An 18,894-nucleotide genomic window follows, 5' to 3' on the forward strand; every position below is an offset into this window, starting at 1 on the left:
CGATTGACTGGACCTCGATGAACCTACTGGCTCGTTCGGCGGACGAGCCGGTCAAGGTGCAACTCAACGATGCCGATTGGCAGTGGCTGAGGGAACATCGCACGCTGCGGCTGGGGGTCACAGCGCCGGATTACGCGCCCTTCGACATCACTGCGAGCAGAACGGATCTGGAGGGCATCACTGCCGACTTCATTGGAATCATCGGCGATACCCTCAACGTCAGAGTGGAAGTAAGGCGCTTCGCCGATCGCGATACCGCTGTGAGGGCACTGGCTCATGGCGATATCGACCTGCTGAGCCGCGCAACGAGTTACGAGTTGGCTGAGCCTGGGGTCGTGCTTTCGCGCCCTTACTTCGTCAACCAGCCGGTGGTGATCGGGCCGGAAAGCGTCCGACTGGAAAGTCCGGAGCAACTGGCAGGCAAGCGCATCGCGGTGGTCAGTGACTACTTTTCTGCGCAGGAGCGTGAGAAGTACTTCAGTGGTGCTTCACTGCAGCCTTATCAGTCGATACGCAGGGCACTCGAAGCCGTCGCCTTCGGTCAGGCGGACCTGTACGTCGGCGATGCCTTCAGTGCGCAGTACCTCATCAGCCAGGGGTACCTGGCCAACCTCAAACTGCTCAACTTCGCGAGCTTCGATGGCGAAGGTTTCAGTTTTGCCCTCAACGCATCCGATCATGCGTTGCTGAGCATCATCGATCGCACCCTGGACGCCATTCCCCAGCAGACCGAAAACGCGATCCAGCGTCGCTGGAACCCTGGCGGTGCCTTCTCCATTGGCAGCCAGCGATTGATCCTGACGCCTCAGGAGCAGCGATGGCTCGATCGTCATCCGCGGCCTGTCGTGCTGATTGATCAGGCCTTGGCGCCGGTGTCGTTCTTCGACGCACAGGGGCAATTCCGTGGCATTACGGCCGACTTGCTCGATCTTATCCAGGCCCGCACCGGACTCGATTTCGATGTACGGCCCGCGCCCAGTGTTTCCTCGATGATGGACCGGGTGCGCGCCGGCAAGGCCGACGTCATCGGGGCATTGGCGCCCACTGTGGAGCGAGAGGAGTTCCTCGGCTTCACGCGTCCGTACATGAGCACGTCCTTCGTCGTGGTGGTATCCAGCCATACCGACTGGCTGCATTCGCTTGCTGATCTCAATGGGCGTTCGGTGGCGGTGCCGCGCGGTTCGGTCGTGGCGGAGTTCATGCGCACGCACTACCCGCAGGTGCATATCGTCGAGGTGGAAAGTAACGTCGATGATCTGCCGATGATCAGCGAAGGCAGGGTGGATGCGGGGATTCATCTATTGTCGTCCGCCAACTATCTGATCTCCCGTTATTACCCCGACCTCAAGGTTGCGCTGGCACTCGATCAGGAGCCTGGGCAGGTCTCGCTCGCCGTGTCGCAAACGGATCCCGAACTGCTGAGCATTCTGAACAAGGCCATCCTGGCCATTTCTCCCGAGGACATGAGCAACATCGTCATGCGCTGGTCTGCCAGCGTGGAGAGGCCGGATAGCGTCTGGCAGGGTTACCGTACACAGTTCGTCCGACTCGCTGGCGTCGCCGCAGCCTTGTTGCTCATCGCTCTGCTGTGGATCTGGCGGTTGTGGCTCAAGGTGCGGCGCCGTCAGGACTCCGAAAAGGAGCTCAATTACCGCCTCGAATTCAAGCGAGCGCTGATCGACGGTATTCCGCAACCGGTGGCCGTGCGTGATCGAGAGGGGCGCCTGATCACCTGCAACGTTGGCTTCCTCAGGGATACCGGGATGGCTCGTGACACAGCATCCGGGACGCGCGTGAGCGATTACTTATGGCTGTTGCCCCAGGACACGCAAGCTCTGCAGCGAATTCACCAGCAGGCCATGGACCAGGATGGCAAGGCGGAGTCGGATCTGATTCTTCAGATCCATGGCGATGTCCGCGAAATTCATTACTGGGCGACGCCCTATCATGGGCCTGGCGGTGAAGTTTCCGGTGTGGTCACCGGCTGGATCGACGTGACCGAGCGCGAACGGCTGCACCATCAGTTGGAAGCTGCCAAGGAGCAGGCCGAGGAGGCGAACCGCGCCAAGAGTACATTCCTTGCGACCATGAGCCATGAGATCCGCACCCCCATGAATGCGGTGATCGGAATGCTCGAGCTGGCCCTGACCCGGGCAGGGCAGGGGCATTGGGATCGCGAACCGGTGGAAGTGGCTTATGACTCCGCGCGGTCTCTGCTGACCCTGATCGGCGACATCCTGGACGTGGCCAAGATTGAATCCGGACGCCTGACATTGATGCCTGAGCGCGCGCACCTGCGTGAGTTGGTGGAGTCCGTGGCTCGGGTGTTCGATGGGCTGGCTAGGCAGAAGGCGCTGGAGCTCAGACTGGAAATCGAGGCGGACGCTGCCTGCGATGTACTGATCGATCCGTTGCGGTTCAAGCAGATCCTGTCGAACCTGGTGAGCAATGCCATCAAGTTCACCGATGTTGGGCTGGTACGTATCCACGTGTTTGGTGAGCGTGTCGCTGGCGACCGACTGGCTCTTGAAGTCAGCGTGAAGGACAGTGGCATCGGGGTTTCCGAAGAGGATCAGCGCCAGTTGTTCGAACCCTTCAGCCAAGTGGCCCGAAGCAGCCTCGCAAGCCGCGGCGGCACCGGATTGGGGCTGACGATCTGTAGAAAGCTGGCGGAAATGATGGGAGGCACGGTTCGCATGGAGAGCCGCGCTGGCGAAGGGACAACGGTCATTGTCCGGCTGCTGCTCCAGACGCTCGAAAGCGTCCCCGAGGATGAGTCAGCTTCGGCACCGGATATCCCGGCTTCTGCCCATGCATTGCGAGTGCTAGTGGTCGATGACCATGCGGCAAACCGCCTGCTGCTGTCGCAGCAGCTGGAACACCTGGGACACCAGGTCGAGGTTGCTGCAGATGGTTCCCAGGCATTGCAGCAGTGGCATCCGGGTGATTTCGACCTGGTCATCACCGACTGCAATATGCCGGTGCTTAACGGCTATGACTTGGCTCGGCGGATTCGCGAACTCGAGCAAGAGATGGCGGCTCAGTCTTGCGTTATCTACGGATTCACGGCCAATGCTCAGCCCGATGAAGTGGATAACTGCCGGCGGGCGGGCATGGATGATTGCCTGTTCAAACCCATCGGCCTGGATAACCTGCGCATGAGACTGGAAACCGTGCCAAAGATCACCACACCCGTTGAGTCTGAAGCAGAAGGCGAGGGTCAGAGCGCCGGTTTCGACCTCAAGGCTCTGCGCGAGATGACTGGTGGAAATCCGGGCTTGATCAGGCGTTTGCTGGAGGAACTGTACAGCAGCAATCGGATCGATATCGATCAGGTCCGCCCCCTGTGGGAGGCTGGCGACTGGAAGCAACTGGCGGACCTTGCCCACCGCATGAAAGGGGCGGCGCGTCTGGTCAACGCTGACGTTCTTCAGGATCTTTGCTGCAAACTGGAAGGCGGTTGCAAGGACGGGCTCGGCAGCAAGGAGTTGCGCGCCCGAGCGCTGGCTGTGGAGCAGGCCATGGCTGTCCTGCAGGACAGCCTGTTGCAACAGCTGCAGGAACTGGCCGCCTAGCCTGCGCGGCTGCTTCAGCTGGGGCTGGAGCGGCCGGTCATTTCGCGGGCCATCTCGGTGGCGTAGCTGTCGGTCATCCCGGCGATGAAGTCGATGACCCGCAGAAAGGCGCGATAGAGCGTCCAGTCTGGGTCCGGTGCGTTATTACCCAGCAGGTCCAGAATGCGCTGGTTCTTGAACGACGGGGTGCTCTGCCCGTATTGCTCCAAGGCGGCGCCGCAGAAAGAGTTCAGCAGAATCTCCAGGGTCGTATAGGCGCCGATCTCGTGCAGGGTCTTGCGCTTGTCCTGGAATATCTTCTCCCGCGCCATGCCCTTGGCCCGCTGCACGCAGCGCTTGGCGGGGCCATGCATGTGCTCCACCAGATCGCCTTGCAGGGTGCCGGAGAGCAGAGCCGGTTCCTGTTCGACGAAAGCTCGTGCGGCGGCGTTGGTCAGGTGCTCGATGGCCTTGCCGCGCAGGATGGCGAGCTTGCGCCGGCGTGAGTCCTTCGGGCCAAGCTGGCGGTAGGTTTCCGGTAGGTCATCTCCCACGAGGTCGAGCAGCAGTGACTCGACTTCCGCGTAATCGAGCAACTCCATTTCCAGGCCGTCTTCCAGGTCGATCAGGCCATAGCAGATATCGTCGGCTGCTTCCATCAGGTAGACCAGCGGGTGACGCGCCCAGCGTTCGTCCTCCAATTGCGGCATACCGAGCTTGTGGGTGATTTGCTCCAGCAGCGGAAGTTCGCTGCGATAGCAACCGAACTTGTGCTTCTTGTAGCCGAGGGAGTCGGCGTGGCGCGCCGTCCAGGGGTACTTCAGGTAGGTGCCGAGGGTGGCATAAGTCAGGCGAGTTCCACCGTCAAACTGGTGGTATTCGAGCTGGGTAAGGACGCGGAAGCCCTGGGCGTTGCCTTCGAAGTTCAGGAAGTCGGAGCTTTCCTCTTCGCTCATGCCATCCAGCCAGCCGCGCCCGGCGGCCTGCTGGAACCAGTGGCGGATGGCATCCTCGCCGGAATGGCCGAAGGGCGGGTTGCCGATGTCGTGGGCGAGGCATGCGGACTGCACTATGACGCCCATGTCTCCCGGGTCGCACCATTCCGGAAGGCGGTCGCGGAGGATTTCTCCGACGCGCATGCCCAGCGAGCGGCCGACGCAGGCCACTTCCAGGGAGTGGGTCAGACGGGTGTGGATATGGTCGTTGCTCGATACCGGGTGCACCTGGGTCTTGCGCCCCAGGCGGCGGAAGGCACCGGAGAAGATGATGCGGTCGTGGTCCTTGTGGAAGGCGCTGCGGCCGAGTTCGGCGCTGCTGTGCACCGGTTTGCCGAGGCGCTCCCGGGGGAGCAGGGTGTGCCAATCCATTCTTCTTTCCGCGATCAAGAGAGTTACCGGCAACGCTAGCTGTTCGCACCGGTAATCTCAATCGCGGCGCTAGAGGCCTTCGGCATCGATGTCGATGAGCAGAAGGCGTCGCCCCTGGTCGATGAACTGGCCGGCCGTCATGCAGTACTGGTTGGTAGTAGCGTCGCGGTAGGTGTTGGACAGGGTGAGGCGGCGTTCCTCCCAGCCTTCGGCGAGCAACTGGTAGAAGTACGGGCGCCAGGACCAGTTATGGCCAAGGTAGCGACGGTTCTCCTTCCAGAACAGGCCGTTCCATTCCAGGTTCGGCGAAGTCTGGGTGCCGTGACGGTCGCACTGGTAGATGCGCAGCAGGCGGCTGAAGGATTCCGGCGCCGGCGGCAGGCTGCTGAGCATGGCGCCGCCTTCGGCCCAGGGGCGCAGCATGTTCATCAGCTCGGAGAGTTGTTGCCGCAACTGGATGAGGTTGGCGCGCTCCTGCAGCTTTCGATTCACGTAGTGGTCGCGGCGCTGGGCAAAGGCATCACGGAAGGCGTCGCTGGGCGGGAATTCCAGCGCCGGTTTGGCGAACAGGAAACCCTGCACATAGCGCGCACCGCACTCCAGGGCGAAGTCCATTTCCTCTTCGGTTTCCACGCCCTCGGCGATGATCCAGCAACCGGTCTTCTCGGCCATCTGCGCCAGGGCCTTCACCACTTCGCCGCTAGGGCCGCCACGGGCAGCCTCCTGGAACAGGCGCATGTCCAGCTTGAGGATGTCCGGTTGCAGCGCCAGAACGCGGTCCAACTGCGAGTAGCCGGCACCGAAGTCATCGATGGCGATGCGCGCACCAGCATCCCGATAACGCGCCACTACCTCCGGCAGGCGCTGGTGGGCGCCGCCCAGTTCGGTGATTTCGAAGACTACGCGCTCCGGCGGTACGCCTTGCTGTTGCAGTTGCTTGAGGCTGGGCAATGGCTGGTTCGGGCGCAGGCGGCTGATCCAGCGTGGCGAGATGTTCAGGCTGAGGAACCAGTCCTTGGGCGCTTCGTGAATGCGGGCGAGGGCGGCATCGCGGATCTGCCGGTCAAGGCGGCGCAGTTCGGCCAGGCCGACTCGCGGGTTGAAGAACAGCGGGCCGACCGATTGCAGGTCGCCGTTATCCTGGCGCAGCCGTCCCAGTGCTTCGACACCGGCGATCAGGCCAGTCGCGGTGTCTATGAAGGGCTGGAAGCAGGCGATGGGTTGCCCGTCGATCAAGGGACACATCCTTAGTGGCGTGACAGGAAGCGCATTGGCGCGGATTCCTGTCACATTGCAAGAATGTGGCCAGTCTAGACGTCAGAGGTGCGTCGAGGGGGCGGGTGGGTCCTGATGCTCGGGCTTGTTGCGCATCTGCAGGACGATCGGGACCAGGGCAATGCCCAGGCGCAGCAGGCGTGCCCAGCGGCGCTTGCGACCGAACAGCAGTGCCAGGGCTGCGGCGCCGCCAGCGCCCCACAGCGGGAGATTGCCGCCCAGTCCGCCGCGTAGGCTCTGGCCGACATGGCGAGCCTGTTTCAGGGGTTGCAGCAGCAATTCACCTTCCTGGCGAATCTGCTGGCGCTGCATTTCCAGGCGCAGGCGGACGATGGCCTTGCGCAGTTCAGCCCGGCTCAGGTTGCGGGCGTCCGGCATTTCGCTCATGGCAACAGGCGCTCCCGGTCGCGGGCCAGTTCATCGAGGGTGGCACTGAAGGGCGAACCTTCGTCGGTGACCAACAAGTGCAGCCGCCAGGCGCACAACAGGCTGCCGCCGACATAGAAGAGGCACAGGCCGATGGCGGCCTGCAGTCGGTAACTGTCCCAGAAGACAATCAACACCAGCACCGACAGCGCAACCAGCAGGAGCAAGGCGAAGACCAATGCGAGTCCAGCCATCAGGAGCATCTGTACGGTCCGAGTCTTCTGCTCCTGCAGCTCGATGCCCAACAGTTCGACGTGGCCGTGCAGCAGCCCGAGGGCTGCGGCGCCGAAGCGCCGCAGGGAAGGAGAGTTGGCCGAGGACTTCGGCCCGGCGTCCATTCCGTCGCTCATGGATCAGCGCCGGCTGACCAGCAGGCCAAGGAGGAAGCCCACGCCGGCGGCTATGCCGACGGCCTGCCACGGGTGGTCACCGACATAGTCCTCGGTGGCGTCCACGGCGGCCTTGCCCTGGTCGCGCACGGAGTCCTTGGTGGAGTAGATGGCGTCGCGGGCGCGCTTGAGGCTCTCGTGGATCTGCGCGCGCATCTGGTCGGCTTCGGCGCCAGCCAAGTCGGCAGAGCTCTGCAAGAGTTTCTCGGTGTCGCTGACGAGGGCCTGGAATTCGGCCAGGAGTTCATCCTTGGCGGCGTTCACTGCAGTCTTGCGAGGCATGTGATGCTCCTTGTGCGGGTTGAGGTTCCTAGTTTTCGAGCCCCAGGGGCGGAGGAAAGTTTCTCATAAATTCACCACGGGGCCGCTCTCGCGTGCGAGTTGAAGCCTAGCCGCTGTTTGTTCCCGCGGTGGTATGCCACTTGCATTTCTCTGGTGCGCATGGAGAGCCGAGCGCCCCACGGCGGGGCGTTCCCGGTATCGGAAATGGCTGGGAATATGAGCTCAAACCACTGAAAAACATAAGGAAGTACAGGAAATTGCAACGCTGGTCGGATGGCCCGTGGGCCAATCTGGTTCAGCGCTCGGCTCCTCTGTGGTGCGCCGCTGCTTCAGCGTGGTGCGACTCGGGGTCGCCGCGAGCCGTTTTGGTGCTTTCCCCTTGACCTCCGGGGCTGCCTGTAGCGATGGAAAACCTCAATAGTGCCGTAGAGACACTGGTCCACGGCTCCAACACGCTGTTCCTCCTGATGGGCGCGGTCATGGTGCTCGCCATGCACGCTGGCTTCGCGTTCCTGGAAGTGGGTACGGTGCGCCTGAAGAACCAGGTGAACGCCCTGTCGAAGATACTCTCGGACTTCGCCATCTCCACCCTGGCCTATTTCTTTATCGGCTACTGGATCGCTTACGGCGTCACCTTCCTGCAGCCGGCGGCGACCCTGGCGAATGAAAACGGCTACGCGCTGGTGAAGTTCTTCTTCCTGCTGACCTTCGCCGCAGCGATTCCCGCGATCATCTCGGGCGGCATCGCCGAGCGGGCGAAGTTCGGGCCGCAGTTGATGGCGACCGCACTGATCGTGGCTTTTGTCTATCCGTTCTTCGAGGGCCTGATCTGGAATGGCAACTTCGGTTTCCAGGATTGGCTGAAGGCCGAATTCGGCGCGGCCTTCCATGATTTCGCCGGCTCGGTGGTGGTGCACGCGTTTGGCGGCTGGCTGGCGTTGGCGGCTGTCGTACTGCTGGGGCAGCGCAATGGCCGTTACCGCGAGGGTCGACTGGTCGCTTTTGCGCCGTCGAACATTCCGTTCCTGGCAGCGGGTTCCTGGATTCTTATCGTCGGCTGGTTCGGCTTCAACGTGATGAGCGCGCAGTCGCTCGCCGGCGCCAGCGGGTTGGTAGCGGTGAACTCGCTGCTGGCGATGGTCGGCGGTACCGTGGCGTCGCTGCTGGTCGGCCGCAATGACCCTGGTTTCCTGCACAACGGCCCGCTGGCCGGGTTGGTGGCAGTCTGCGCCGGCTCCGACCTGATGCACCCGATCGGCGCCCTGGCTACCGGGATGGTGGCAGGTGCGTTGTTCGTTTGGGCCTTCACCGCGACACAGGTCCGCTGGAAGATCGACGATGTGCTCGGCGTCTGGCCGTTGCATGGCCTGTGCGGCGCCTGGGGCGGCATCGCCTGTGGCATCTTCGGCCAGCAGACGCTTGGCGGTCTGGGTGGTGTCAGCCTGGCCAGCCAGGCGCTCGGCACGCTGCTGGGCGTAGTGGTGGCCTTTGCTGGCGGCCTGCTGGTGTACGGCCTGGTGAAGTCGGTTGTAGGCATCCGCCTGACGAAGGAAGAGGAGTACTACGGCGCCGACCTGTCGATCCACAAGATCGGGGCGCTCAGCCAAGACTGAAGGATATTGTAGGAGCGAGCTTGCTCGCGAACGCTTCGCGCCGGAGTGGTGGTAGAGAGGTTCGCGAGCAAGCTCGCTCCTACAAAAGAGCAAGAAAAAGCCCGGCGGATGCCGGGCTTTTTCGTCATGCCGTGTGGGTTACCAGAGCGGCATGGTGTAGCTGACGATCAGACGGTTCTCGTCGTAGTCGTTGGTGTAGTTGGTGCGCATGGTCGCGTTACGCCACTTCACGCCCAGGTTCTTCAGCGGGCCGTCCTGGAAGACGTAGGCAATGTCGGTGTCGCGTTCCCATTCCTTGCCTTCGCCGTCGGTGGTGATCAGGTCGATGTTGTCGCCTTTCACGTAGCGGGTCATGAAGGTCAGGCCGGGGATGCCGAGGCCGGCAAAGTTGTAGTCGTAGCGCGCCTGCCAGGATTTCTCGTCCTTGTTGGCGAAGTCGCCGATCTGGATGTAGTTCACCAGGTAGGGGTCGGTACCGTTGATGTAGGCGAAACCGGTGTCGCCGCTCATCTTCTGGTAGCCGACGCCGAAGGCGTGGTAGCCCAGGGCATAGGTGAACATGGCGTTGAGCGCCTTGTTGTCGACGTTGCTGCCGCCGTCGTCATCGGACTTGGCCCAGCGGATGTCGGACTTCAGCGATTGCTTGTCGGCGATCGGCAGTACGTGAATCAGGCCCAGGTAGTGCTGCTTGTAGATGTCTTCCAGGCCGCCGTAGTGGTAGCTGGTGCTCAGGCTGTCGGTCCACTTGTAGGTGAGGCCGCCGAACAGGAATTTGTTGCTCGTGGTGGCATCGCCCAGCTTGATGTTGCGCTTGCCGCCGCCGGTGATGGTCATGTCCTCGTAGTCCGAGGAATCGCGCTGGTTGACCTGGTAGAGGCGGCCGCCGTCGACGGTCAGGCCGTCGAGTTCCGCGGAGTTCAGGGCGAAGCCGCTGAAGGTCTGCGGCAGCAGGCGGGTGTCGTTGAATTGCACCACCGGCATCTTCGGCATCAGGGTGCCGCCCTTCAGGGTGGTCTTGGACGCACGCAGCTTGGCAGTAACGCCCAGGTCGCCGTAGCTGTCCTCGGCGCGGCCGTCGCTGCGCGAGCGCTGCAGCAGGCCTGTGCCGCTGCGGTCAGGCGAGGAATCGAGTTTCAGGCCCAGGGTGCCCAGGGCGTCGACGCCGACGCCAATGGTGCCGTCGGTGTAGCCCGATTCGTATTTGAGGATGAAGCCCTGGGCCCATTCCTCTGCCTTGTTCTGGGCAGGGGCCGGGCTGTCCTGGCGGAAGTCGCGGTTGAAGTAGAAGTTGCGCAGTTCGACGGTGGCCTTGCTGTCCTTGATGAAGTCAGCGTGGGCGAGTGTCGGAAGGATAAAGCTGGTACCCAGCGTGGACAAAGCCACGGCACGGGCGATCGGGGTCTTGCTCATTGTTATTGTCTCCTCGAGCGCTTGGGGCAGTTTGATGATGCCGACTGGATCAGGGTCGGCATGTCAATCTGTTACAGCCTATCTACTAAATCATTACCGAATGTTGACGACTCTTAGACCTTAGTCGCTGATTAGTAAGCTGGCTATTGAAGCGCCGAGCGGCGGCTGGCGTGGCTTTCACTGTACCCAGTGGGGGAAGTAGCCGAGTTTGTCCTGCACCTGGGCGTCATGGGCGGGCACCACAGTCAGTTTTGGATAGGCAAGCATCAGTTCGTGCACGCGGGCCACTTCGGCCAGGGTCTGGTCGCGGTCGGTGTCCACCAGCTTGCTACTGACCCAGAACTTTTCGCGGGGGCCGGTGAAGCCGGACAGGCGCCAGGTGGTGTCGCCGCTGAAGAAGAAGCGCCGACCGTCATCAAGGGTGATGAACAGCCCGACCGAGCCGGGGGTATGGCCGCGCATGGGGACCAGTACCAGGCTGCCGTCACCGAACAGATCGAGGCTGCGGTCGTAGCTCAGGAAGGGGCCGGAATCGAACTGGAAGGGCACCCATTTCACCGGATGGCGGAACTGGCTGGGGAATACCGCAGGCGGCTGGGCGATGTGGGCGTAGTTGATCTCGTCATAAGTTGCCCAGACCGGGACTTCAGGGAAGTCCGACAACGCCGAGGCATGGTCCCAGTGGGCGTGGGACAGGATGATCCGATCGATCCGAATGCCGCTGCCCTGCAACTGATCGCGTGCCGGTTTCAGGCCTTCGTACTGGAACAGCGGTTTGTCCCACCAGGGCATGTCCTGCTTGAACTGCGCATCCGCCTGGCTGCCGAGCCCGGTATCGAACAGCAGCGTCGCGGCGTGGTGCTGAATAAGCACGGCGGTGTGATTGAGCGGGACCTTTCGCGTCCACTCGCCGCCGGCCACGGTGAACGCATCCAGGGTGGTGACGCCGGAGGTGCGGATCAGCGAGAAGCGCAGGTCGGCAGCCTGGGCGTTCAGGCAGGCAAGGGCGAACAGCCCGACCAATAGCAGAGATGGCAGACGCATCGGAATTTCCTTTTCGTGGAGCGGAAGGGGGGCGCCGCCGCATGACTGGCGGCGCGGACTATCAGAAGGCGGGCTGCGCGACGTAGCCGGGCAGGGCGCGCACGCGGGCCAGCCAGTCCTGTACGTAGGGGTAGCCGGACGGCTCCAGGCCTCCTTCCGGCGCCAGGGTGACATAGGGGTAGATGGCAATGTCGGCGATGCTCGGCTCGGTCGTCTGCGCCAGCCAACGGTGATCGGCCAGGGTCGTATCCAGCAGCTCCAGGGCATGGCGGCCCTTGGCCTGGGCGGCGGTCAGATCTCCGGGCCGCTTGAACAGCTGGATCACCCGCGCCATCGCCAGTCCGTGCTGCACCTCGTTGGCCGAGAAGCTCAGCCAGTTGGCGATGCGCCCCTGGGTGGCGGCGTCCTGCGGGTACCAGTGCGGCTCGGCGTACTGCTGGGCGAGGTAGACGAGGATGGCGTGGGAATCACCCAGGCGCAGCTCGCCATCCTCCAGCGCGGGCACCTGCCCGCGCGGGTTGATCGCCAGGAAGGCGGGGCGTTTGTGCGCGCCTCCCTGCAGGTCTACTGGCACCAGCTCGGCCTTTTGACCGATGAGCCCGAGGAACAGGCGAACCTTGTAGCAGTTACCGGAAAGCGCGACGTCGTGGAGTTTCATGGCGAAAGCCCTGTGCATTGTTGTGGGAGCGGCGGAATAGATATTAGACAGACAGGTCTGTATAGTTCAAGAAAAAAAACCACCCGCCATTCGGTATCCGCGCGTGCGCCTCCAGCAACGTTCAGGCTCCCCATGGGCGCCGAGGCTCGCGCATAATGTTCGGTCAGGAGGTAATGCCATGGCATCCAGCAAACGCGAGCTGTTGCTCACCACCGCCCAGGACCTGTTCTACCGCGAGGGCTATCACGCCACCGGTATCGACCGAATCCTTGCCGAGTCGGGCGTCGCGAAGATGACGCTGTACAAGCACTTCAAGTCCAAGGACGAGCTGATCATGGCGGCGTTGGAAGAGCGCCATGCCCGCATGGTCGAGCGCATGGAAGTAGCCGAGCGCATCCTCGCACCGCGCGAGGCGATCCTGGCGGTCTTCGATGGCCTTCAGGAAGTACTCAACGGCCCGGACTTCTGCGGTTGCGCCTTTATCCACGCCGCCGGCGAGTTCCACGACCGCGAACATCCCATCCACCAACAGGCCGCCGAGCACAAGGCCTTTCTCGGCCGCTTCTTCGCTGCCCAGCTGTCACGATTGGGGGCAGCGGAGCCCGAAGCCCTGGCCCGCCAGCTGCAATACCTGCTCGAGGGTGTACTGGTGATGGCGCACATGCAGGGCCCGGCCCAGCAGGGGCGAGAAGCCCGCGCCGTGGCCGACACGCTGCTCAAGCATGCCGGAGTCTGAATCCATGTCGCCAACCCTGGAGTCCTCCATGCCCCCGGAATGCCAACTCTTCGGCACCCTCGGCTGCCACCTCTGCGAAGTGGCCGAAGCGGTGCTGATGCCCTTCGTCGAGCACGGCCTGCTGGTCGAGCTGGTGGACATTGCTGTCCGCGAGGATTGGGTCGAGCAGTACGGCCTGACCATCCCCGTGCTGCGCCGCTGCGATTCTGGCGCCGAGCTCAACTGGCCCTTCGACGCGCAGCAGGTCGCCGCCTTCCTCAGCCGCTGATGTCTTCGGCGGCTTTCCCCTCCTCAATCAACCGATGCGAGGCGCATTGCAATGAAGATCGGATTTCTCGGATTGGGCGGCATGGGTGCCGCCATGGCTGCCAACCTCATCAAGGCCGGCCACCAGGTCGTCGTGTGGAATCGCTCACCCGGCGCCGCGGAGCCGCTGGTGGAACTGGGCGCCACCGCCGCCGCCACGCCCGTGCAGGCTTTCGACGTCGAACTGGTGATCTCCATGCTGGCCGACGACGCGTCTACCCGCACGGTGCTGCTGGATAGCGGCGCCCTGGCTTCGGCCAAGGCGGGGCTGGTGCACCTGAGCATGGCCACGCTGTCCACCGCCTTCGTCGGCGAGCTGATCGAGCTGCACCGCGAGCAGGGCGTCGAATTCGTCGCCGCGCCGGTATTCGGCCGTACCGACGTTGCCGCCGCCGGCAAGCTGAACATCCTGGTGGCTGGCCCCGAAGCGGCCATCGCCAAGGCGCAGCCGATTCTTGAAGTGCTGGGGCAGAAGACCTGGCCGCTGGGCGACGACCCACTGCGCGCCGTCGCCGTGAAGATCGCGGGCAACTTCATGATCGCCAGCGCCATCGAGGCGATGGGGGAGAGCGCCGCCCTGGTGAAGACCTACGGCGTGGCGCCGGGTGAATTCATGGAGATCATGGGCAGCACCCTGTTCAACGCGCCGGTGTACCGCAACTACGGCGCGCAGATCGCTGAGCAGCGCTTCGATCCGGCTGGCTTCCGCCTGGTACTGGGGCTCAAGGATGTCGGCCTGGCGCTGTCGGCTGGGCATGAGCAGCGGGTGCCGCTGCCGCTGGCCAGTCTCCTGCGGGACAACCTGCTGGAGGCCATTGCCCACGGTGATGGCGAACTGGACTGGAGCGCCCTCTCGCAGGTGGCGCTACGCAAGTCCGGGCAGCTCTGATTCGCCCATGAAAAAGCCCGTCCTGATGGACGGGCTTTTTTGTGTCCGCGAATTCTTCCTCTGAGGAAAATCGCAGGCAATAAAAAACCCGCCGTTAGGCGGGTTTTTCGGGATTTGGTCGGAGCGACTGGATTCGAACCAGCGACCTTCTCGTCCCGAACGAGACGCGCTACCAAGCTGCGCTACGCTCCGTTTGATGGCGCGCATTCTACCGAAAAACTTTTGATGCACAAGGGGTTAGCGAAAAAATTTTGAAAAATTTTTCGGCCCCCCCATGAAAACACAAACGCCCCGCAGACCGATCAAGGCCTGCGGGGCGTTTTCACCACCGGGAGAATCAGAGGTCCTTCACGGTCCGTACCTGATCCTTGTTCACGCGGGCGGTTTTGCCATCCAGCTGTTCGAACTCATAGAAGCCGGATTCTTCGTCGTACTTGGGTTTGTCGACCGACTGAATCTCGCGTCCATCGTTCAGGGTGATGACGGACGGGGTGGAGCAACCAGCGAGCACGCTAAAGCCCAGGGCGAGCAGGAAGGCGGGAAGCATCCGTTTGTTCATGGGTGAATCTCCTGATGAGCGAACATAAAAGTACGAAAAGTCTGACCGGGAGCTTTGCAGCATAGTTCCCGGAAAATTTTCGAATGCGTCGCTATCGCGCGCGATAGAGCAGCTCCGGGGTGTTCAGATTGGCCAGGCGCGGGTCATCGGCCGGGCAGTCCACCGCCTGCAGGCCCAGGTTCGAGAACACATGGCGCGGGCTGCGGTCGCCTTGCTGCCAGGCTTCTTCTATCTGCGCGCGCATCGCCACCGGGATGACACTGAACAGCGGCTCCCACTGCGTGCCGCAGCGCAGCATGTGCACGACGCCCGGCATTGCAGCCGATGCGCGCAGCAGGCGCTCCAGCAGGTCCGCATCCAGGCGCGGGGCATCGCAGGGCAGTACCAGCAGGTGACTGTGGCGCGCGGCGGCGAGGCCCGCGCGGATGCCGGCCAGCGGGCCGGGGAAGTCCGTGCTGTCGTCCTGCACCAGGCGGTCAGCGAAGCCGGCGTAGACGTCCGCGTTGCGGTTGCAGGAAATGATCAGATCGTCGCTGAACGGGCGGGCGAGGGCGGCGGCGTAGCTCACCAGCGGGCGGCCCTGCCACTCCAGCAGGCCCTTGTCCTGGCCGCCCATGCGCTGGCCGCGTCCTCCGGCGAGAATCAGGACGGAACAGGGGAGCAGCGGGGCTTGTGGCATGTCAGGGTCTCCGGGGCGGGCCTGTGATATAACACCGCGCATTCCAACCTCACAAGCAAGGGCCCTCATCATGAGCCACAAGGCCGAGCAGCCATTCGTCCCACTGAACATCGCCGTCCTCACCGTCAGCGACACCCGCACCCTGGAAACCGACACCTCCGGCCAGCTGTTCGTCGACCGCCTGAAGGCCGCCGGCCACAACCTGGCCGCCCGCGTCCTGCTCAAGGATGACCTCTACCGCATCCGCGCCCAGGTCGCGACCTGGATCGCCGAAGACGAAGTGCAGGTCGTGTTGATCACCGGCGGCACCGGCTTCACCGGCCGCGATAGCACTCCGGAAGCCGTGACTTGCCTGCTGGACAAGGTGGTGGACGGTTTTGGTGAACTGTTCCGGCAGATTTCCGTGGCCGACATCGGCACCTCCACCGTGCAGTCCCGTGCGCTGGCCGGCCTGTCAAACGGCACCCTGGTCTGCTGCCTGCCGGGCTCCACCAACGCCTGCCGCACCGCCTGGGATGGCATTCTCGGAGAGCAACTGAACGCCAGCCACCGCCCATGCAATTTTGTGCCGCACCTGAAGAAGGCGGCGCCCTGCGAGAGCCGCGGATGAGCTGCTGCGACAAGCCGGGGCTGTTGCCGGTCGAAGATGCCCTGGCGCGGCTGCTGAGCCTGGCGGAGCAGTCGCCGATCCTCGACACCGAAACCCTGCCGCTGAGCGAGGTGGATGGGCGCGTGCTGGCCGAGCCGCTGCTGGCCGGGCTGGACCTGCCGCCGTGGCCGAACAGCGCCATGGACGGCTATGCGCTGCGCCAGGCTGACTGGCAGGGCGAAGCGCTGCCGGTCAGCCAGAAGATTTTTGCCGGGCAGGCGGGCGAGCCGTTGCTGCCGGGCACCTGCGTACGAATCTTCACCGGTGCGCCGGTGCCCGAAGGCGCCGATTGCGTCGAGATGCAGGAGAACGTCGAGGTGCTGGAAGACGGCCGTGTGCGCTTCCTCGAAGCGCTCAAGGCGGGTCAGCACGTGCGCCCACAGGGCCAGGAAACCCGCAAGGGCGACTGCGTGTTGCCGGCCGGCACACGCTTGGGGCCGATCGAGATCGGGTTGGCCGCCTCGCTCGGCCACGCCGAACTGCACGTGCGCCGCCGTCCTCGTGTGGCGCTACTGTCCACCGGTGATGAACTGGTCGAACCTGGCAAGCCGCTGGCGCTCGGGCAGATCTACAACAGCAACCGTCACCTGCTGCGTACCTGGTTGCAGCGTTTCGGTTGCGAGGTGGTGGATGCCGGTATCCTGCCGGATGACCTCGATCGCACTCGCGCCGCCCTGGGCGGTTTGTCGAATGTGGACCTGATCCTCTCCACCGGCGGCGTATCCGTCGGCGAGGCGGACTTCCTCGGTGCGGCCCTGCGCGAAGCGGGCGAGCTGGCGCTGTGGAAATTGGCGATCAAGCCGGGCAAACCGCTGACCGTCGGCCATTACCAGCAGGTGCCGGTGATCGGTCTGCCGGGCAATCCCGCGTCCACCCTGGTGACTTTCGCGCTACTGGCGCGGCCCTACCTGATGCGTCGTCTCGGCATGCAGAGGGTCGAGCCGTTGCGCCTGCAGGTGCCCGCCGGTTTCAACTGGACCAAGCCGGGCAATCGCCGCGAATACCTGCGTGCGCGCCTGGAGAATGGCCGTGCGGTGCCCTATGCCAACCAGAGCTCAGGTGTGCTGCGCAGCGCGGCCTGGGCGGAAGGATTGGCGGAGGTGCGCGAGGGCACGACCGTGGCCGAAGGTGATTCGCTGGCATTCATCCCGTTCAGCGAACTCCTCGACTGACTTTGCTGTTTGTAGGAGCGAGCTTGCTCGCGAACCGCTTCTCACCGGCGCACGGGTGGAGGATTGTTCGCGAGCAAGCTCGCTCCTACAGATTCGATGGGGCGCAGGAGCGGATTCATCCGCGATCCCGCTGACAGGGCCGACCGGTTAAGGGCTGATTGCTGCTCCTGGCGGTGGGCAGTTACCGACCCATAGCGGATGTTCAATGATTGACTAATCCGAAGATGGAGCTCGCAACGAGTTGACGTCGAGATGACGAGCGGCGAGTTCCAACGTGCCTCTACCGCCGCGCCGAAGGCAGGCGACCAGGGAAAGCCAGGGAATGTCGGTCAGTGTCACGTCTGCAGCAGGCAGCGCTCGTACTTCACCAGCGGTGCCTCCGGCAGGGCCACCATCGGGCAGATAGAGCAATACCCAGTCACCCTGGGATTCGAGAACCAGCCCCAGGCGAAAGCCCCCACCTTCGTTAACCATTCCTACCCGAGCACCTTCGATCTGCTCCAGGCCAGCAAAGCGGGCCGTCGCGTCTTTAAGCAACTGATACCCCGGTAGATTGCCGAGGATGCGGTCCTCGAGCGTTTGCAGGCCTCTAGTGGCCAGCCGAGTTCTGGCAATCAGCCCGGCCAGGAAACAGATCGCCGCGAGCGCAATGATTGCCACCAACGTTACGGACGTCGCCGCCGCAACGCCGAACCCATCGAACAATGGCAGCACCTTTTGCAGAGGGCCGCTGAGCAGATGGATGGCTTTTTCGATGAGGACGACAACAAGAACCAGCGGCAGGATGAACAGCAAGCCGCCAGCGATTGTTGTCTTGATGAATTTGAGCATGGCTCCTCCTATCTGCAGCGCAGCTGCTGATCAGTGGAAGAAATCACGGGTTCTTTTGGTTTTCCTTGAGCTGTCGCCTGCGCTCTATGGGCGCTACTCCAAACCAGCGATGGTGCGCTCGACAAAAAGAGGTGGTGCGCCGATATCCCAGCTCCATGGCGATTTGCCCGATAGTCAGATCTGACTCACCAAGAAGCTCTTCGGCACGGCGGCGACGTATCTCGTCCACGTGCTCCTCGAAGTCAATCCCATCGTTAGCGAGACGTCGTTGTAGCGTTCGCGGGTGCAAGTCCAGAATCTTGGCGATCTGCTCAAGGCTGCAGGTCTGTTTCGGGAGCAGGGCTTGAATGTGCCGCTCAACTTCGAAACCCAGCTTCTCATCCGGATTTGTATGCGCCTCGAGATAAAACCGCACGATGGAATGCAGCATCGCGTCGTGGCGGGAGCATGGCTGCTGCATGTCGCGCTGGCTGATTGCTATAGCGTTGTGTTCTTGGCCGAACAGCACCTGGCAGCCGAAGTAGCGGTGATACACGTCGAGGCTGGCCTGGGGTTGATGGCGCAGTAAAACCATTGCTGGTTTCAGTGGTTTGCCTAGCAGTTCGGACATGAGCAGCCGACCGTGCAGCAGCGACTTTTCCACGATCTGCGGAATGTCTTGAATGCAGGGCAATGCATTGTCGAAGCAGAGCAGTGTGCAGCCAGGTCGGCGCTCCAGGTGAAAAAGGATCGAGGGGCTGTAGACCCGCATGTAGCGCACAACAGCAATCAAACCTTCTCCTGCCGTCGGAGCCGTCTGCGCCAGGTGTTGCAGAGGGCCAAGTAACGTCGACTTCTGGCGAGTCGCCAGTTCAAGACCTAACTCGGGCAATCCTAGCGCCTGGGCGCTGCCCTCGAATATTTGCACCAGGCTCTTGTAGGAGAACTTCTTCTCGTAGCTGCCCACTACATCCATATCGATGCGGTGAGGGGAAAGATGCGCGCGTATCGAAGCGCCGCGTTCGGCGAGCAGCTCGCCAAATTGCAGGAATGCCGTCCCGCGAACTGTGTCCATG

At 63.0% G+C, this 18,894-nt stretch carries 19 protein-coding genes and 1 tRNA gene; 7 read left to right on the top strand and 13 right to left on the bottom strand.

All coding sequences use genetic code 11. From position 1 onward, the window contains the following. Positions 1 to 17: 17 nt before the first annotated feature. A complete protein-coding gene (locus tag AC2T4A_RS15805) occupies positions 18 to 3,575 on the top strand; it encodes a transporter substrate-binding domain-containing protein (RefSeq protein WP_416748354.1) in 3,558 nt (1,185 codons plus the stop codon). 14 nt (positions 3,576 to 3,589) lie between these two features. Here the strand turns inward: AC2T4A_RS15805 and AC2T4A_RS15810 are convergent, their stop codons facing one another. The 5 genes from AC2T4A_RS15810 to AC2T4A_RS15830 form a co-directional block, all read right to left on the bottom strand. Then, positions 3,590 to 4,921: a deoxyguanosinetriphosphate triphosphohydrolase gene (locus tag AC2T4A_RS15810; RefSeq protein WP_478378090.1), complete on the bottom strand. Its 1,332-nt coding sequence runs from the start codon at positions 4,919 to 4,921 to the stop codon at positions 3,590 to 3,592. A gap of 69 nt (positions 4,922 to 4,990) precedes the next feature. Continuing rightward, entirely contained in the window at positions 4,991 to 6,157 is a 1,167-nt protein-coding gene (locus tag AC2T4A_RS15815; RefSeq protein WP_416748350.1) for an EAL domain-containing protein, read from the bottom strand. A gap of 81 nt (positions 6,158 to 6,238) precedes the next feature. After that, on the bottom strand, positions 6,239 to 6,583 hold the full coding sequence (locus AC2T4A_RS15820) for a hypothetical protein (protein ID WP_416748348.1): 345 nt from the start codon (positions 6,581 to 6,583) through the stop codon (positions 6,239 to 6,241). Next, positions 6,580 to 6,960 (bottom strand): phage holin family protein, encoded by a 381-nt coding sequence (locus AC2T4A_RS15825; RefSeq protein WP_089285716.1) that lies wholly within the window; start codon positions 6,958 to 6,960, stop codon positions 6,580 to 6,582. The genes AC2T4A_RS15820 and AC2T4A_RS15825 overlap by 4 nt, the downstream gene beginning before the upstream one ends. 15 nt (positions 6,961 to 6,975) lie before the next feature. Further along, the gene (locus AC2T4A_RS15830) at positions 6,976 to 7,293 is read right to left on the bottom strand and encodes an ElaB/YgaM/YqjD family protein (protein ID WP_045211754.1); all 318 of its coding nucleotides are present in this window, start codon (positions 7,291 to 7,293) and stop codon (positions 6,976 to 6,978) included. Between the two features lie 404 nt (positions 7,294 to 7,697). Between AC2T4A_RS15830 and AC2T4A_RS15835 the strand changes: the two genes are divergently transcribed. Next, positions 7,698 to 8,906: an ammonium transporter gene (locus AC2T4A_RS15835; protein WP_486741145.1), complete on the top strand. Its 1,209-nt coding sequence runs from the start codon at positions 7,698 to 7,700 to the stop codon at positions 8,904 to 8,906. Between the two features lie 138 nt (positions 8,907 to 9,044). On the opposite strand, the gene AC2T4A_RS15840 is transcribed toward AC2T4A_RS15835, so the two are convergent. The 3 genes from AC2T4A_RS15840 to AC2T4A_RS15850 all read right to left on the bottom strand — a co-directional run bounded on the left by AC2T4A_RS15840 (position 9,045) and on the right by AC2T4A_RS15850 (position 12,018). Continuing rightward, positions 9,045 to 10,316: an OprD family porin gene (locus AC2T4A_RS15840; protein WP_486741146.1), complete on the bottom strand. Its 1,272-nt coding sequence runs from the start codon at positions 10,314 to 10,316 to the stop codon at positions 9,045 to 9,047. Between the two features lie 177 nt (positions 10,317 to 10,493). After that, entirely contained in the window at positions 10,494 to 11,360 is an 867-nt protein-coding gene (locus AC2T4A_RS15845; RefSeq protein ID WP_486741147.1) for an MBL fold metallo-hydrolase, read from the bottom strand. Between the two features lie 61 nt (positions 11,361 to 11,421). Then, entirely contained in the window at positions 11,422 to 12,018 is a 597-nt protein-coding gene (locus AC2T4A_RS15850; protein ID WP_416748340.1) for a glutathione S-transferase family protein, read from the bottom strand. Positions 12,019 to 12,196: 178 nt separating this feature from the next. Between AC2T4A_RS15850 and AC2T4A_RS15855 the strand changes: the two genes are divergently transcribed. From AC2T4A_RS15855 to AC2T4A_RS15865, 3 genes are read left to right on the top strand one after another with little or no spacing between them, the layout of a single operon-like run. After that, positions 12,197 to 12,754 carry a TetR/AcrR family transcriptional regulator gene (locus AC2T4A_RS15855; RefSeq protein WP_478378093.1) on the top strand — a complete coding sequence of 186 codons (558 nt, stop codon included), beginning with the start codon at positions 12,197 to 12,199 and terminating at the stop codon, positions 12,752 to 12,754. 28 nt (positions 12,755 to 12,782) lie between these two features. Further along, a complete protein-coding gene (locus tag AC2T4A_RS15860) occupies positions 12,783 to 13,022 on the top strand; it encodes a glutaredoxin family protein (RefSeq protein ID WP_486743687.1) in 240 nt (79 codons plus the stop codon). Positions 13,023 to 13,073: 51 nt separating this feature from the next. After that, positions 13,074 to 13,949: an NAD(P)-dependent oxidoreductase gene (locus tag AC2T4A_RS15865; protein ID WP_486741148.1), complete on the top strand. Its 876-nt coding sequence runs from the start codon at positions 13,074 to 13,076 to the stop codon at positions 13,947 to 13,949. A gap of 115 nt (positions 13,950 to 14,064) precedes the next feature. Here AC2T4A_RS15865 and AC2T4A_RS15870 read toward each other — a convergent pair. From AC2T4A_RS15870 to mobA, 3 genes are all read right to left on the bottom strand, one after another. After that, a tRNA-Pro gene (locus tag AC2T4A_RS15870) sits at positions 14,065 to 14,141 on the bottom strand. A 145-nt stretch (positions 14,142 to 14,286) separates the two neighbouring features. Then, positions 14,287 to 14,508, bottom strand: coding sequence for a YgdI/YgdR family lipoprotein (locus AC2T4A_RS15875; protein WP_081519426.1), 222 nt, complete (start codon positions 14,506 to 14,508; stop codon positions 14,287 to 14,289). A gap of 91 nt (positions 14,509 to 14,599) precedes the next feature. Beyond that, positions 14,600 to 15,187 carry a molybdenum cofactor guanylyltransferase MobA gene (gene mobA, locus AC2T4A_RS15880; protein WP_486741149.1) on the bottom strand — a complete coding sequence of 196 codons (588 nt, stop codon included), beginning with the start codon at positions 15,185 to 15,187 and terminating at the stop codon, positions 14,600 to 14,602. A gap of 70 nt (positions 15,188 to 15,257) precedes the next feature. On the opposite strand from mobA, the gene moaB reads away from it, so the two are divergent. Beyond that, positions 15,258 to 15,797 carry a molybdenum cofactor biosynthesis protein B gene (gene moaB / locus AC2T4A_RS15885; protein ID WP_416748332.1) on the top strand — a complete coding sequence of 180 codons (540 nt, stop codon included), beginning with the start codon at positions 15,258 to 15,260 and terminating at the stop codon, positions 15,795 to 15,797. Further along, the gene (locus AC2T4A_RS15890; protein WP_486741150.1) at positions 15,794 to 17,008 is read left to right on the top strand and encodes a molybdopterin molybdotransferase MoeA; all 1,215 of its coding nucleotides are present in this window, start codon (positions 15,794 to 15,796) and stop codon (positions 17,006 to 17,008) included. Before moaB ends, AC2T4A_RS15890 begins: the two co-directional genes overlap by 4 nt. 213 nt (positions 17,009 to 17,221) lie before the next feature. On the opposite strand, the gene AC2T4A_RS15895 is transcribed toward AC2T4A_RS15890, so the two are convergent. Together AC2T4A_RS15895 and AC2T4A_RS15900 are read right to left on the bottom strand one after the other, a co-directional pair. Beyond that, the gene (locus tag AC2T4A_RS15895) at positions 17,222 to 17,839 is read right to left on the bottom strand and encodes a hypothetical protein (RefSeq protein WP_416748328.1); all 618 of its coding nucleotides are present in this window, start codon (positions 17,837 to 17,839) and stop codon (positions 17,222 to 17,224) included. 43 nt (positions 17,840 to 17,882) lie between these two features. Continuing rightward, positions 17,883 to 18,893, bottom strand: coding sequence for an AraC family transcriptional regulator (locus AC2T4A_RS15900; RefSeq protein ID WP_486741151.1), 1,011 nt, complete (start codon positions 18,891 to 18,893; stop codon positions 17,883 to 17,885). Position 18,894: the final 1 nt, after the last annotated feature.

The organism is Pseudomonas sp. PVC-3-1 (assembly GCF_057444315.1).

What these genes read in the sequence shown, in the direction of transcription:
- AC2T4A_RS15875 (WP_081519426.1), bottom strand. Translation starts at nt 14,508, where the DNA reads ATGAACAAACGGATGCTTCCCGCCTTCCTGCTCGCCCTGGGCTTTAGC.
- AC2T4A_RS15840 (WP_486741146.1), bottom strand. Translation starts at nt 10,316, where the DNA reads ATGAGCAAGACCCCGATCGCCCGTGCCGTGGCTTTGTCCACGCTGGGT.
- mobA (WP_486741149.1), bottom strand. Translation starts at nt 15,187, where the DNA reads ATGCCACAAGCCCCGCTGCTCCCCTGTTCCGTCCTGATTCTCGCCGGA.
- AC2T4A_RS15850 (WP_416748340.1), bottom strand. Translation starts at nt 12,018, where the DNA reads ATGAAACTCCACGACGTCGCGCTTTCCGGTAACTGCTACAAGGTTCGC.
- AC2T4A_RS15865 (WP_486741148.1), top strand. Translation starts at nt 13,074, where the DNA reads ATGAAGATCGGATTTCTCGGATTGGGCGGCATGGGTGCCGCCATGGCT.
- AC2T4A_RS15825 (WP_089285716.1), bottom strand. Translation starts at nt 6,960, where the DNA reads ATGGACGCCGGGCCGAAGTCCTCGGCCAACTCTCCTTCCCTGCGGCGC.
- AC2T4A_RS15900 (WP_486741151.1), bottom strand. Translation starts at nt 18,893, where the DNA reads ATGGACACAGTTCGCGGGACGGCATTCCTGCAATTTGGCGAGCTGCTC.
- AC2T4A_RS15820 (WP_416748348.1), bottom strand. Translation starts at nt 6,583, where the DNA reads ATGAGCGAAATGCCGGACGCCCGCAACCTGAGCCGGGCTGAACTGCGC.
- moaB (WP_416748332.1), top strand. Translation starts at nt 15,258, where the DNA reads ATGAGCCACAAGGCCGAGCAGCCATTCGTCCCACTGAACATCGCCGTC.
- AC2T4A_RS15810 (WP_478378090.1), bottom strand. Translation starts at nt 4,921, where the DNA reads ATGGATTGGCACACCCTGCTCCCCCGGGAGCGCCTCGGCAAACCGGTG.
- AC2T4A_RS15860 (WP_486743687.1), top strand. Translation starts at nt 12,783, where the DNA reads ATGCCCCCGGAATGCCAACTCTTCGGCACCCTCGGCTGCCACCTCTGC.
- AC2T4A_RS15890 (WP_486741150.1), top strand. Translation starts at nt 15,794, where the DNA reads ATGAGCTGCTGCGACAAGCCGGGGCTGTTGCCGGTCGAAGATGCCCTG.
- AC2T4A_RS15855 (WP_478378093.1), top strand. Translation starts at nt 12,197, where the DNA reads ATGGCATCCAGCAAACGCGAGCTGTTGCTCACCACCGCCCAGGACCTG.
- AC2T4A_RS15835 (WP_486741145.1), top strand. Translation starts at nt 7,698, where the DNA reads ATGGAAAACCTCAATAGTGCCGTAGAGACACTGGTCCACGGCTCCAAC.
- AC2T4A_RS15830 (WP_045211754.1), bottom strand. Translation starts at nt 7,293, where the DNA reads ATGCCTCGCAAGACTGCAGTGAACGCCGCCAAGGATGAACTCCTGGCC.
- AC2T4A_RS15895 (WP_416748328.1), bottom strand. Translation starts at nt 17,839, where the DNA reads ATGCTCAAATTCATCAAGACAACAATCGCTGGCGGCTTGCTGTTCATC.
- AC2T4A_RS15805 (WP_416748354.1), top strand. Translation starts at nt 18, where the DNA reads ATGAACCTACTGGCTCGTTCGGCGGACGAGCCGGTCAAGGTGCAACTC.
- AC2T4A_RS15845 (WP_486741147.1), bottom strand. Translation starts at nt 11,360, where the DNA reads ATGCGTCTGCCATCTCTGCTATTGGTCGGGCTGTTCGCCCTTGCCTGC.